At 71.4% G+C, this 12,231-nt stretch carries 12 protein-coding genes; 7 read left to right on the forward strand and 5 right to left on the reverse strand.

From position 1 onward, the window contains the following. The first annotated feature begins 1 nt into the window (after position 1). Positions 2-457: a Fur family transcriptional regulator gene (locus ACFV2J_RS12560; protein ID WP_385438451.1), complete on the forward strand. Its 456-nt coding sequence runs from the start codon at positions 2-4 to the stop codon at positions 455-457. Between the two features lie 13 nt (positions 458-470). Here ACFV2J_RS12560 and ACFV2J_RS12565 read toward each other — a convergent pair whose 3' ends face one another. The 4 genes from ACFV2J_RS12565 to ACFV2J_RS12580 form a co-directional block, all read right to left on the reverse strand. Next, a complete protein-coding gene (locus tag ACFV2J_RS12565) occupies positions 471-1,055 on the reverse strand; it encodes a YcxB family protein (RefSeq protein WP_385087563.1) in 585 nt (194 codons plus the stop codon). A 95-nt stretch (positions 1,056-1,150) separates the two neighbouring features. After that, positions 1,151-1,996 carry an isoprenyl transferase gene (locus tag ACFV2J_RS12570; RefSeq protein WP_385087565.1) on the reverse strand — a complete coding sequence of 282 codons (846 nt, stop codon included), beginning with the start codon at positions 1,994-1,996 and terminating at the stop codon, positions 1,151-1,153. Between the two features lie 41 nt (positions 1,997-2,037). Continuing rightward, the gene (recO, locus tag ACFV2J_RS12575; RefSeq protein WP_385087567.1) at positions 2,038-2,784 is read right to left on the reverse strand and encodes a DNA repair protein RecO; all 747 of its coding nucleotides are present in this window, start codon (positions 2,782-2,784) and stop codon (positions 2,038-2,040) included. Positions 2,785-2,862: 78 nt separating this feature from the next. Then, positions 2,863-3,090, reverse strand: coding sequence for a hypothetical protein (locus tag ACFV2J_RS12580; RefSeq protein ID WP_385087569.1), 228 nt, complete (start codon positions 3,088-3,090; stop codon positions 2,863-2,865). 591 nt (positions 3,091-3,681) lie between these two features. On the opposite strand from ACFV2J_RS12580, the gene ACFV2J_RS12585 reads away from it, so the two are divergent. Further along, positions 3,682-4,785 (forward strand): hypothetical protein, encoded by a 1,104-nt coding sequence (locus ACFV2J_RS12585; RefSeq protein ID WP_385087571.1) that lies wholly within the window; start codon positions 3,682-3,684, stop codon positions 4,783-4,785. 121 nt (positions 4,786-4,906) lie between these two features. Here the strand turns inward: ACFV2J_RS12585 and ACFV2J_RS12590 are convergent, their stop codons facing one another. Beyond that, entirely contained in the window at positions 4,907-5,653 is a 747-nt protein-coding gene (locus ACFV2J_RS12590) for a FadR/GntR family transcriptional regulator (RefSeq protein WP_385087583.1), read from the reverse strand. 214 nt (positions 5,654-5,867) lie between these two features. Between ACFV2J_RS12590 and ACFV2J_RS12595 the strand changes: the two genes are divergently transcribed. From ACFV2J_RS12595 to ACFV2J_RS12615, 5 genes are all read left to right on the forward strand, one after another. After that, positions 5,868-7,496, forward strand: a complete 1,629-nt coding sequence (locus ACFV2J_RS12595; protein WP_385087573.1) for an ABC transporter substrate-binding protein — start codon at positions 5,868-5,870, stop codon at positions 7,494-7,496. 19 nt (positions 7,497-7,515) lie between these two features. Next, complete coding sequence (locus tag ACFV2J_RS12600) at positions 7,516-8,478, forward strand: ABC transporter permease (RefSeq protein WP_385087575.1); 963 nt, start codon at positions 7,516-7,518, stop codon at positions 8,476-8,478. Continuing rightward, a complete protein-coding gene (locus ACFV2J_RS12605) occupies positions 8,475-10,436 on the forward strand; it encodes a dipeptide/oligopeptide/nickel ABC transporter permease/ATP-binding protein (protein ID WP_385087577.1) in 1,962 nt (653 codons plus the stop codon). The genes ACFV2J_RS12600 and ACFV2J_RS12605 overlap by 4 nt, the downstream gene beginning before the upstream one ends. Then, the gene (locus ACFV2J_RS12610) at positions 10,433-11,491 is read left to right on the forward strand and encodes an oligopeptide/dipeptide ABC transporter ATP-binding protein (protein ID WP_385087579.1); all 1,059 of its coding nucleotides are present in this window, start codon (positions 10,433-10,435) and stop codon (positions 11,489-11,491) included. Before ACFV2J_RS12605 ends, ACFV2J_RS12610 begins: the two co-directional genes overlap by 4 nt. Before the next feature lie 9 nt (positions 11,492-11,500). Beyond that, positions 11,501-12,231: dihydrodipicolinate synthase family protein (locus ACFV2J_RS12615; RefSeq protein WP_385438459.1), on the forward strand; the 731-nt coding region annotated here is incomplete at its 3' end.

The following is a 12,231-nucleotide window of genomic DNA, read 5'->3' on the forward strand; positions in this document are numbered from 1 at the left end:
GATGGTTTTTGTTTATAAGACACTGCGTGTGGAGCCACCGGTTACAACGGCTGGAGCGCCCGTTGGGGGCCGCCCCCCCCGCCAGCGCGCCGCGGTGGGGGGGGCGCTCGACGAGGTGGACGAGTTCCGCAGCGCGCAGGAGCTCCACGACATGCTCAAGCACAAGGGTGACTCCGTCGGGCTCACCACCGTGTACCGCACACTGCAGAACCTCGCCGACGCCGGTGAGGTGGACGTGCTGCGCACGTCCGACGGCGAGTCCGTCTACCGCCGTTGCTCCAGCGGCGAGCACCACCACCACCTCGTCTGCCGCGTCTGCGGCAAGGCGGTCGAGGTGGAGGGGCCCGCCGTCGAGAAGTGGGCCGAGGCGATCGCGGCGGAACACGGCTATGTGAACGTCGCGCACACCGTGGAGATCTTCGGCACCTGCGCGGACTGCGCCGCGGCGAACACCTGAACCCCGGAGGGGATCAGACGCGCGTCAGGTTGCGGTCGAGGATCGCCCGCAACCGGTCCACGTCCTCGGGAACACGCACGGCGCGCTTGGGCAGCACCGTGAAACCGACGGCGTTCCGGTCGGGGCTGATCATGACGAAGACGTCCGCCGTCTCCCGGTAGCGGGGCTGCGCGGCCCAGTTGAGCGCCGTGGTGGCGTTGTCCCTGCGCACCGTCACCCCGGCGTCCGTGACGGTCACGCGGAACGTGCCCTGGCGCTCCGCGAGCCGGTGGAACTGGCGGGCCGTGAGCCAGGGCGACAGCAGTATCAGCGGCGCGAACACGACGAGCCAGATCGCGGGATACCACGACGCGTCCTGTCCGGCCAGCGCGAGCGCGGCCTCCAGCGCGACCACGACGGCCGCGCCGCCCAGGATCCAGTACTGCCGCCTGCCCGCCTTGCTGACGCCTCTGCGCGCCCTCAGTGCCGCCGACAGGTCCGCGACGGTCGGCCGGTACTCCAGCTCGACGGCATCCGCCCCGTGCTCCCGCGGCTCCTGCGACTCCGGCGGCTGTTCCGGCGACTCCTGCCGCCGCACGACGCCCTGGTCCTCGACCACGGCCCCTCCCCAGTTCGGTGGTGATGAGCCGTGATCGTAACGCCCGCCGCGGACAACGCCGTCAGTGGCGGGTACGGCGCCACGGGCGGCGGGTACTACGACCCGTCGCCCCTCATGTCCCGCTCCATCGCGAGCAGTTCCTCGTTCGGGACGGCGCCGCCGAAGCGGCGGTCGCGCTGGGCGAACTCCACGCAGGCACGCCACAGGTCACGGCGGTCGAAGTCCGGCCACAGGACGTCCTGGAAGACCATCTCGGCGTAGGCGCTCTGCCAGAGCAGGTAGTTGGAGGTCCGCTGCTCGCCGCTGGGCCGCAGGAAGAGGTCCACGTCCGGCATGTCCGGGTAGTACATGTACTTCGCGAAGGTCTTCTCCGTGACCTTGTCCGGGTCGAGCCGGCCCGCCCGCACGTCCTCCGCGAGAGCCTGCGCCGCGTCCGCGATCTCCGCACGGCCGCCGTAGTTCATGCAGAAGTAGAGAGTGAGCCGGTCGTTGTCCTTGGTCTGCTCCTGGGCGATCTGGAGCTCCTTGGCGACCGACTTCCACAGCTTGGGCATCCGGCCCACCCAGCGCACCCGGATGCCGAGCGCGTCGAGCTGGTCACGCGTCTTGCGGATGAAGTCACGGTTGAAGTTCATCAGGAAGCGCACCTCGTCGGGCGAACGCTTCCAGTTCTCGGTGGAGAACGCGTACAGGGAGATCGCCCCGACCCCGGCCTCGATCGCGCCCTGCAGCACGTCCAGCACCCGCTCGGCGCCCATCTTGTGGCCCTCGGTGCGGGGCAGCCCGCGCTCCTTGGCCCAGCGGCCGTTCCCGTCCATGACGATCGCCACGTGGTTGGGGACCAGCTCGCCCGGGAGCTTGGGCGCACGGGCACCCGACGGGTGCGGCTCCGGCGTCTCGTACTCGCGGCGCTGGCGCCCCAGGAACCCGCGTACCACCATGTGTCTCTCGTCTCCCTAAGTCTTGCGTCTGTTGCCCTGCGTCACTTCTCGACGTACCGCAGTGAGCGCAGCCCGCGCTCCAGGTGCCAGTGCAGATAGGCCGAAACCAGCCCGCTGCCCTCCCGGACGAACCGCGGCTCGCACGCGTCCGCGGTCTCCCAGTCTCCCGTGAGCAGTGCGCCCAGTAGTTCGAGGGCCCCCGCCGAGGGTACGACGCTGCCGGGCACCCGGCAGTCGACGCAGACGGAACCTCCCGCGGCGACCGAGAAGAACCGGTTCGGTCCCGGCATCCCGCACTTCGCGCAGGCACTGAAACTGGGTGCGTAGCCGTTCACGGCGAGGGAGCGCAGCAGGAAGGCGTCGAGGACGAGGTGCGGTTCGTGCTCACCGCGGGCGAGGGTGCGCAGCCCGCCGACGAGCAGCAGGTACTGCTGCACCGCGGGCTCCCCCTCGTGGTCCGTGAACCGCTCGGCGGTCTCCAGCATGGCCGTCCCGGCCGTGTACCGCGCGTAGTCCGTCACGATCCCGCCGCCGTACGGGGCGATCGTCTCGCTCTGCGTGCACAGCGGCAGGCCGCGCCCGATCAGCTCGCTGCCCCGTGCGAAGAACTGCACGTCCACGTGGGAGAAGGGTTCGAGGCGCGCCCCGAACTTCGACTTGGTGCGCCGCACGCCGCGCGCCACGGCCCGTACCCGGCCGTGACCGCGGGTGAGCAACGTGATGATCCGGTCCGCCTCACCCAGCTTCTGGGTGCGCAGCACGATGCCGTCGTCGCGGAACAGACTCATGGGGTCCATTCTCGCCCACCGCGCCCGCGGGCCGGCCCGGACGTCCCCTGTTCGTCCCGCCCGCTCCCGTCGCCCCCGTCAGGGGACCTCGCCGCGGCTGCGCGCGTTGGCGTACGCGGTGGCCGCGCTGAGTCTTTCCGCCGGGGTGGCCCGGCGGACCGCGCCCGGCTCGCAGTCCCATTCCCGGCCGCCGCCGAGCGGTCTCAGCCGTACGTACGGCCCCACGTGTCCCATGACCATCCCCACCCTTCCGCTGTCCACGTCCACGGCGTACGAGCCGACCGCCGGACTCGTCGGCGGCCTCACCGCAGCGCCGCCCGGTCGGTCCGGTGCGGCGGCAACGCGATTCCGGTCCTCTTACGCGCTGTCCGCAATTCCTTCACCGTTACCTCCGCCTCTTCGGCGCGGGACGCCGAGTGTTGTGCCTCCACCCTGTTCCCCGGACTTTCCGGGTTTCACGCTTCACGTCTCCGTGATGCCACTGTGCACCTACACTCGGCAGGAGTCCCTCCTCCACAAGTGCTGCACGTCATAGGACGTTTGACCTGTGGCCACGGATGCATGACGGATGGTGTGCGATTTCCTTCCGGAACCGTGCCGGACAACTCGAACGGCCCCTTCGCAAAACACGTTCGGATGCGTCGTCGCGAATCGAAAAAACCTGGAACCCGATGGTCCTTTCGAGTGCGGCGGCCTGAATCCGGGGGAAATCCGGCGGCGCACGCGCCGTGCGGGGAATTCCACGGCGAGCGGGGCCGGTGGCCGGGCCGTCATCCGGAGCCCGCCGTCGGGGCGGTGCGGACGGCCGGCGCCTACGGGCGGGCGCGTGCGTCGTTGTCGGCGGGCGGCCGTACTGTGCACCCAACGCCGTCTCGCATCAGCAGCACTGGAGGAACCATGTCCGCGAGCGCCCGTCTCGTCACCACGCTCGCCGGCCCGCTGGATTCGGCCACGGCCGGCGCTCCGGACGTGCTGTGCCTGCCGGACCGGACACTCGTCCTACAGAGCGACGACACCCAACTCGCCGCGTACGACCTGGCCGAGGCGCTCGCGGGCGAGGTCTCGGTGGCACGCTTCCCGGCGCCGTGGCGGCGTCGGTTCGGTACGCGCACGGTCGCGCCGGGACTGGATGTCGCCGTCTTCGCCGGCCTGCACGCGATACGGGCGGTGGACGGACACGGCGCAACCCTGTGGGAGGTGCGGCACGGCTGCTGGGAGGGCGGCTGCCGGGAATCGCACACCTCGGTCGACGAATACACCGACAGCCGCGACCACTTGTACGCCGACAGCGGCTCGGCGGTCTTCTCGGCGGACGGCAAACTCGTGTGGGCCCATGTCCGCGGGCCACTGACCGAGGGCGGCCAGGACCCGGACGTCCTCGACGAATGGCTGGTGCTCGACGCCGCCGACGGGACGGTGCTCGGGGAGGCGGACGCGCAGACGGTGGCCGCCGGTTCGGACCACGTGTCGCACCCGGACCCGGGGCAGATGGGGCTGAGCGTCGGCGAGGGCCAGGACGGGGTGCCGCTGCTGTGGGGCCGCTGGGACGGCGAGCGGCTCTCCGTCGACCGGATCGGTGACGACGACCGCATCCTGCTCGCGGTGAGCCCGTCCGGCGAGCACTTCCTGACGGTCACCCACTATCAGGAACTCCTCGCCCTGCACCGCGTCGTGGACGGTTCGGTCGTCCGCGAGCTGGACGCCGAGGAGGCCGTCGCGCCCCATCCCGCGCTCCCGCCGGAGAACGACGAGCCCGAGGTGCACTGGGACTACTACGCCGGTTTCCTCGACGAGCACACCGTCATCACGGGCACGGTCGAGGCCGACGAGGAGTTCGGACCCGGGCGGCACTGGCTGGTCGACGCGCGCGACATGCGCCTGCTCGGTGAGGTCGGCTATCCGTTCCCGGTGGCCGGTGTCCCCCTGGCCCTGGGTGACGGCAGCTGGTGCACGGTCGACGAGGACACGAAGGAACTCCTCGTCTGGCGGCTGGACGCCTGAGCCGGGGTCCGGGGCGGCCGCCGCGGATCCGGTCGCGCACGGTGCCGGCGCGGGCGGATCCGGCCGGCCGCCACGCTGAACCGGGCCGCTGCGCCGCGCCGGAGGCCTGGCCGGGCCGGGTTCAGCTCACGCCGCGCGACTCCTGGGCCGCCCGCGCCTCGATTCCGCGGAAGTGGTCGGCCATCGCGCGCTGCGCGGCCTCGACGTCACGCGCGCGCAGCGCGGTGACGATGTCCCGGTGGCGGCGGACGGTCACCTCGGGTGCCGGGTCGTCCGTCCAGCCGCGGACGCCCGCGACCCGGCTGAACACCGTCCAGAAGGCGCCGAGCAGCTGCGGCACCAGCGCGTTGCCCAGCGGGGCGTACAGCAGTTCGTGGAACTCCCGGTCGAGTTCGGGGAAGGGGCGGCCCGCGCGGCCCGCCTCCTCCATCTCGGCCACGACGGCTTCGAGACGGTCGAGTTCCGCGCCGCTGAGCACCGCCGCGACCCGGTGTATGAGCCCCTCCTCCAGGACCTCGCGGACCTGGAGGATCTCCGCCAGCGCCCCGGCCTCGTTCGGGTCGTCCTGGCGGGCGAGCGTGCGGAAGGTGAGGCCGTCGACGAAGGGGGTCAGGGAGGCCTGGCCGACATAGGTGCCGTATCCGTGCCGGATATCGACTATGTCGAGCGCCTGCAGGGCCTTCAGGGCCTCGCGGACGGAGTTGCGGCTGACGCCGAGGTCGTTCATCAGCTCCGTCTCGGTGGGCAGCGGGGCGCCCGCCTGGAGCCTGCGGTCGAGGATCAGCTGCATGACCTCGCGCTGGATCTGGCTGCTCACCCGGCGCTCGGGCCTGCGCCGGCTCCCGGTCTCCTCGGCCATGCGCCGCATCGTACGCTCACTGGACATCCGACGTCCCACCTCCGGGCGGATTCAGCACCAACTACCCGTATGTCAAGGATTCATTGGTCGCACCTCTGGAAGATACGCCATTCGTGTGCGAGCCCTTGACCGCCCCCACAGCCCCTCCTATGGTCACGCTGCCCCCATGACGTAGGACGTCGTATCTCCGCCTCTCGGACCACCTCTCCCCACTGGAGGAACCGTGCGCGACGTGACCGACCACCCGGCGCCGCACCGCCGGTCGTTCCTGAAGTACACGGGCGCGCTCGGCGCGGCCGCCGCCCTCTCCTCTTCGCTGGCCGCCTGTTCGTCCGGCCCGCAGTCCACCAACGACACCGGCGGCGGGAAGGGCGGCAAGGACGCCACGCTCACCGCGGTCATCGGCTACGGGAACGACGGGAGCTGGGACCCGACCCAGACCGCGTCCGCGTTCTCCATGGCCGCCAACCACCACATCTACGAGGGTCTGCTCGACACCGACCCGATCTCGCGGGAGCCCTACGCGGCACTGGCCACCGAGGTCCCCTCCGATCTCACCGGCACCTCCTGGAAGTTCACGCTGCGGGGCGGGGCCACCTTCCACGACGGCAAACCCGTCACCGCCGACGACGTGGTCTTCGTCTTCGACCGGATCCTCGACCCGAACACCCAGACCCTCGCCAAGGGGTTCTTCGAGAGCTGGCTGAAGGAGGTCCGCAGGATCGACGCCTCGACGGTCGAGCTGGTCCTCAAGTTCCCTTTCCCCGACGGCCTTTCACGGCTCACCCTGGCGAAGATCATGCCGCGGCACGTCTTCTCCCGGCCGGGTGCCTGGGACGACGCGATCAAGGGGAAGGCGGTCGGTTCCGGGCCGTACCGGCAGACCGCCCACCACCCCAAGTCGAACACCACCTTCGAGGCCTTCGCCGGCTACAACGGCCCGCGCCCGGCCGCCTTCAAGCGGATGAACTGGCTGACGATCGTGGACGCGGCCCCGCGCGTCGCGAAGATCTCGGGCTCAAGCGCCGGCGCGCAGATCGCCGACAACATCCCGTACGCCAACATCGAGCAGCTCAAGAAGGGTGGCATGAGCGTCCAGGGCGGCGCGGGGATGAACAACCTCTTCCTGATGTTCAACACCCGGCACAAGCCCTTCGACGACGTACGGGTGCGCCAGGCGCTGCGCTACGCCGTCGACACCGGCAAGATGGTCGAGGTCGCCCTCAGGGGGCACGGCAGACCGTCGAGTTCGTTCCTCAACGAGGGCAACCCGGCCTACCGGGCCGCGAAGACCGTGTACGGGTACGACCCCGAGAAGGCGAAGAAGCTCCTGAAGGCCGCCGGGGTGTCGGGGCTCAAGGTCGACATCCTGGCGGTGAACGTCAGCTGGATCGTGGACTGTCTGCCGACCATCAAGGCGTCCTGGGACGCGATCGGCGTCGAGACCACGCTCTCGCCGCAGGAGACGACGGCCGTGTTCACCAAGATGGACCAGAAGCAGGACTACCAGGTCGTCGCCGCCGCCTCGAACCCCAACCAGTTCGGCCTCGACGCCGACCTGATCATGCACTACAACTACGGCCCGCAGAACCTGTGGATGCAGTACGCCCGCTGGGCCGGCGACCCGGTCGCCCGCCAACTCTTCAAGGACATGGACCAGGCGACCCGGGAGCCCGACCCCGACCGCAAGAAGGCGATGATCCAGGACTACATCGATGTCGTCGCCGAACAGGCCGTGCTCTACCCGGTCGTGCACAACGAGCTGATGACGGCCTGGGATCCCGGGAAACTCGCGGGAATCAGGGCCCAGCCCTACCCGGGGATCAACCTCCTCCAGGCCAAGTGGGCATGACGGACCGGGGAGTTCGCCGATGACGGCCATCGTCCGCATCCTGGCCCGCCGGGTCGTCCTGCTCGTCCCGCTGCTGCTCGGCATCGTGCTGTTCGTCTTCCTGGTGATGCGCTTCTCGGACGTCGACCCGGCGTCCGCGTTCTTCCAGGGCGCCAACCCCACACCGGGGCAGCTGCACGACTTCCGGGAACGCAACGGCCTGCTCGACCCCTTCCCCGTCCGCTACGTCCACTTCGTCGGCGACCTGCTCCACGGCGACCTGGGCACCAGCGCCCTGACCCGGGCGCCGGTCGTCGACCAGGTCACCACCGCGCTGCCGCTCACCCTCCAGCTGACCTTCCTGGGCCTCGGCATCGCGGTGGTACTGGCGCTGCTCGGCGGGGTCACCGCCGCGCTCCACCGCGACCGGCTGCCCGACCAGGTCATCCGGGTCGTGTCGCTGACCGGGGTCGCGGCGCCGGCCTTCTGGCTGGCGCTGCTGATGATCCAGTACCTGGCCGTGGACCTGGGCTGGTTCCCGACCGGCGGATACGTCAACCCCGGCGACTCGCTGAGCGGCTGGCTGAGGACGATGACCCTGCCGGCCCTCGCGCTCTCCCTGCCGGTCGCCGCGCAGCTCACCCGGATCGTCCGTACGGCCGTGGTCGAGGAACTGGACAAGGACTACGTACGGACGGCGGTCGGGAGCGGGCTGCCGCCGCTGGTCGTGGTCGGGCGCAACGTGCTCCGCAACGCCCTGATCAACCCCCTGACCGTGCTGGGGCTGCGGGTCGGCTATCTGCTGGGTGGCGCGGTCGTCATCGAGACGATCTTCTCGCTGCCCGGGATGGGCAAGCTGATGATCGACGCCGTGCAGAACGGCGACCCGGCGGTCGTCCAGGGGGTCGTCCTGACGACCGCCACCGGCTTCGTGGTCGTGAACCTCGTCATCGACATCCTGTATCTGCTGGTCAATCCACGCCTGAGGGACGCCGCTCGATGATCATCACGCGCAAGAGTCTCGCGGCGGCCCTCTCCCGGCCCGGGATCCGGCTGCGCCGGCTGCCCGTGCTGTCCCGGATCGCCGTCTGCTTCCTGGCCGTCGTCGTCCTGGTGGCCCTGTTCGCCCCCCTCCTCGTCCCGCACGACCCGCTCGACCAGCAACCGCGGGCCGACGGCAGCGGGCATCCCTCCGCCGGCCACTGGATGGGGCAGGACAGCCTCGGCCGGGACATCCTCAGCCGGCTGATGTACGGCGCCCGCTGGTCCCTCGCCATCGGCCTCGGCGCCACCGCGCTGGCCCTGGTCGTGGGCGCGCTGCTCGGCGCGGTCGCGGCGACCTCGCGCAAGGCGGTCGACGAGACGCTGATGCGCTGCCTGGACGTGGTGATGGCGTTCCCCGGCATCGCGCTGGCCGCCGTCCTGGTCGCGGTCTTCGGCGGCGGCATCACCGTCCTGATCTGCGCGATCGCGTTCCTGTTCACCCCGCCGGTGGCCAGGGTCGTCCGGGCGAACGTGCTCGACCAGTACGGCGAGGACTACGTGACGGCCGAGCGGGTCATCGGCGCCCGCACACCGCACATCGTGCTGCGCCACGTGGCCGTCAACTGCGCCGCCCCCGTCCTCGTCTTCTGCACCGTCCAGGTCGCGGAGGCGATCGTCTTCGAGGCGTCGCTGTCCTTCATCGGCGCGGGTGTCAGGCCGCCGGACCCCTCCTGGGGCAGTGTCATCGCGGACGGCAAGAACATGGTGCTCACCGGCGGCTGGTGGGCGACGGTCTTCCCCGGCCTGCTGATGCTGATCACCGTACTGTCGCTGAACGTCCTGTCCGAGGGGGTCTCCGACGCGTGGGCGGCGCCGCCCGCCCGGGAGGTGGAGACCGGCGGGGACCGGCTGGAGACACCGGAGCCGGGCAGCGGCGCGGTCCTCGCACTGCCGGGTCTCGCGGAGGCGGCGGCCCGGCTGCGGGCCCGGGCCCGCCCGCTGCCCACCGGGCCGCCGGTGCTCCGCGTCGAGAACCTCAGCATCGGCTTCGACGCCCGGCACCGCGGTGTGGACATCGTCGACGACATCGGTTTCGAGGTGCGCCCTGGTGAAGTCCTGGGCCTGGTGGGCGAGTCGGGCTGCGGGAAGTCACTGACGGCGCTCGCGGTGATGGGCCTGGAGCCGCCGGGAGCCCGGGTGCGCGGCCGAGTCCTCTTCGACGGGACGCAGTTGGTGGGCCAGCCCATGCGGGTACGGCGGCGGCTGCTCGGCCACGAGATGGCGATGGTCTACCAGGACGCGCTGTCGTCGCTGAACCCGGCCATGACGATCCGGGCGCAGCTGGGACAGGTGGTACGCAGGGGCGGTAAGCGCTCCCCCGCCGAACTGCTGTCCCTGGTCGGCCTCGATCCCGGCCGTACCCTGCGCAGTTACCCCCACGAGCTCTCCGGCGGCCAGCGCCAGCGCGTCCTGATCGCGATGGCCCTCTCCCGCGGCCCCCGGCTGATCGTCGCCGACGAACCGACGACGGCCCTCGACGTGACCGTGCAGGCGCAGATCATCACGCTGCTGCTGCGGCTGCGCGAGGAGCTGGGCTTCGCCCTGGTCCTGGTCTCGCACGACCTGGCACTGGTCGCCGACGTCACGGACCGGGTGGTGGTGATGTACGGCGGCCGGATCGTGGAGACGGGCGTGACGGCGGACCTGGTCCAGTCGCCCGCGCACCCCTACACGCGGGGCCTGCTGGGCAGTGTCCTGTCCCTGGAGTCGGCGGCCACGCGCCTGACACAGATCAAGGGGGTCGTGCCCTCCCCCGCCGACTTCCCGGCGGGCTGCCGGTTCGCCGACCGCTGCCCGTCGGCGACCGAGGTGTGCCGGACGACGAGGCCCGGACTGCTGGGCACCCCGGCGCACACGGCGGCGTGCCATCACCCGGCGGTGGAGCTGACGACCACGGAGAGCGAGACCGTCTCATGACCGCACTCGTCCGGCTCGCGGACACCCACGTCGTCCACCGCGCCCGCAGCGGCGGTCCGTTCACCCGCGACCGGGTGTACGCCCTGACCGGCGTCGATCTCACCGTCGCGCCCGGCGAGACGGTCGGGGTCGTCGGCGAGTCCGGCTGCGGGAAGTCGACGCTCGCGAAGGTGCTGGTGGGCGTCCAGCGGCCGACGTCCGGCACGGTGACGTTCGGTGGCCGCGACCTCTGGTCGATGAAACCCGCCGAGCGGCGGGTGGCCGTCGGCGGCAGCACGGGCATGATCTTCCAGGACCCGTCGACGGCGCTGAACCGCCGGCTGTCCGTACGCCGGATCCTGCGCGACCCGCTGGACGTGCACCGGCGCGGAACACCCGCCGGACGCGAGCTGCGGGTACGGGAGTTGATGTCCCTGGTGGGCCTGCCGAGGGCCCTGACGGAGGCCCTGCCGGGGCAGCTCTCCGGCGGCCAGCGCCAGCGGGTGGCCATCGCGCGCGCCCTGGCCCTGGACCCGGACCTGGTGATCGCCGACGAACCGACGAGCGCGCTGGACGTGTCGGTCCGCGCCCAGATCCTCAACCTCCTGCTGGACCTCAAGGAGCGGCTCGGGCTCGCCCTGGTGTTCGTCTCGCACGACATCCAGACGGTACGCAGGATGAGCGACCGGGTGGTGACGATGTATCTCGGCCGGATCGTGGAGGAGTCCCCGGCCGCCGAGGTCACCGACCGGGCGCGGCACCCGTACACCCGGGCCCTGTTCTCGGCCACGCCGGGTCTGCTGGCACCGATCGACCCCATCCCGCTGGCGGGCCCGGTGCCTTCGGCCACCCGTCCGCCGACCGGCTGCCCCTTCCGCACCCGCTGCTGGAAGGCGGACGACACGTGTGCGTCCGTCATGCCGGGCTTCACGGCCGCGTCGACCCCCGCACACCGTTTCCGGTGCCACCATCCTGTGGAGGAGAGCGAGTCGACGCGCGACCTGGTGGCACAGGCCGTGGCCGTCTCGCCCCCCGTGGCCGACATCCCCGCCCAGCATCACCAGCACCACCCCTAGGGAGCCTCCATGCCGATCCCCGCCCCGCTGACCGGTGTCGTACCGCCCGTCTGCACGCCCCTGACACCGGACCGCGAGGTGGACGTTCCCTCGCTCGTCAACCTCGTGGACCATCTGGTGGGCGCCGGGGTCGACGGCCTGTTCGTGCTCGGCTCGTCCTCGGAGGCGGCGTATCTGACCGATGCGCAGCGCCGGCTGGTGGTGGAGACGGTGAAGGCGCACCTCGGCGGCCGGCTGCCCCTGCTGGCGGGTGTGATCGACATGACGACCCCCAGGGTGCTCGACCACGTCGCGGCGGTCACCGCGGCCGGGGCGGACGCGGTCGTGGCCACGGCGCCCTTCTACGCCCGTACCCACCCGGCGGAGATCGCCCGGCACTACCGTCTGATCGCCGCGCGCTCGTCCGTGCCCGTCTTCGCCTACGACCTGCCGGTGTCCGTCCACACCAAGCTGGGCGCGGAGCTGGTGCTCGAACTGGCGGCGGACGGGGTGCTGGCCGGCCTCAAGGACTCCAGCGGTGACCTGGGCGGTTTCCGGGCGGTGGTGACGGGGGCGAAGGCGCATCCCGGCGTCACCGGATTCAGTGTCCTCACCGGTTCGGAACTCGTCGTCGACTCGGCGCTCGCGCTGGGGGCGGACGGGGCGGTGCCGGGCCTCGCCAACGTCCAGTGCCCACCGGGAGCTGGGGGGGCGCCAGGGCGCGGCGGGGGGGGGAGGGGGGGGGGCCGCGCCGCCCACCC

This window comes from Streptomyces sp. NPDC059668 (assembly GCF_042734135.1).
GTDB lineage: Bacteria > Actinomycetota > Actinomycetes > Streptomycetales > Streptomycetaceae > Streptomyces.

Coding starts and splice junctions, on each gene's coding strand:
- ACFV2J_RS12560 (WP_385438451.1), top strand. CDS start 2: ATGGTTTTTGTTTATAAGACACTGCGTGTGGAGCCACCGGTTACAACG.
- ACFV2J_RS12570 (WP_385087565.1), bottom strand. CDS start 1,996: ATGGTGGTACGCGGGTTCCTGGGGCGCCAGCGCCGCGAGTACGAGACG.
- recO (WP_385087567.1), bottom strand. CDS start 2,784: ATGAGTCTGTTCCGCGACGACGGCATCGTGCTGCGCACCCAGAAGCTG.
- ACFV2J_RS12585 (WP_385087571.1), top strand. CDS start 3,682: ATGTCCGCGAGCGCCCGTCTCGTCACCACGCTCGCCGGCCCGCTGGAT.
- ACFV2J_RS12590 (WP_385087583.1), bottom strand. CDS start 5,653: ATGCGGCGCATGGCCGAGGAGACCGGGAGCCGGCGCAGGCCCGAGCGC.
- ACFV2J_RS12600 (WP_385087575.1), top strand. CDS start 7,516: ATGACGGCCATCGTCCGCATCCTGGCCCGCCGGGTCGTCCTGCTCGTC.
- ACFV2J_RS12605 (WP_385087577.1), top strand. CDS start 8,475: ATGATCATCACGCGCAAGAGTCTCGCGGCGGCCCTCTCCCGGCCCGGG.
- ACFV2J_RS12610 (WP_385087579.1), top strand. CDS start 10,433: ATGACCGCACTCGTCCGGCTCGCGGACACCCACGTCGTCCACCGCGCC.